The organism is Gluconobacter sp. P1D12_c (genome assembly GCF_018812105.1).
Taxonomy (GTDB): Bacteria; Pseudomonadota; Alphaproteobacteria; order Acetobacterales; family Acetobacteraceae; genus Gluconobacter; species Gluconobacter oxydans_A.
Window position 1 is genome coordinate 1 of record NZ_JACSIQ010000484.1, and the last position, 443, is coordinate 443.

The 443-nt window shown below is 54.2% G+C and carries 1 protein-coding gene; it reads right to left on the reverse strand.

Annotated features, from left to right (window positions below; genetic code table 11):
- A partial coding sequence (locus KP705_RS17790; RefSeq protein ID WP_215765246.1) for a transposase occupies window positions 1–443 on the reverse strand: 443 nt, incomplete at both ends.

The following is a 443-nucleotide window of genomic DNA, read 5'->3' on the forward strand; positions in this document are numbered from 1 at the left end:
TGTTGTAGACGATATTGGCCATCCCGACCCTCATACTGGCCCGCGTTATGCCTACAGTTCGGACAAACAGTCCTGTCTGCGATTTCTGATCGGCAAAGACATGCTCGACACGCGACCGGATCACGGACTTTCCTGCGTTGGATCTCTGGATATGCCGGGGCATAGGCTTGAGATGCGGTTTTTTCCTGTGAACCTTCGAGACAAAGCCCTGCTTTTCCATGAAGTCCTCATTGGCTTTTGAACGGTAGGCCGTATCTGTCCAGACGCTCGAGGCCGTATTGGCTTTATCCAGCAGCCCCTCTCTCAATCGCGCGCCATCACTGGCGGCGGCATCTGTCGTCTTCCATTCGCGGATGAACCGGAACTTCCGGTCGATGGAGACATGGGACTTGTAGTCAAAGAATGGGATAGCCAGATCGCTGGATGGCATGGTTCCATCGTCT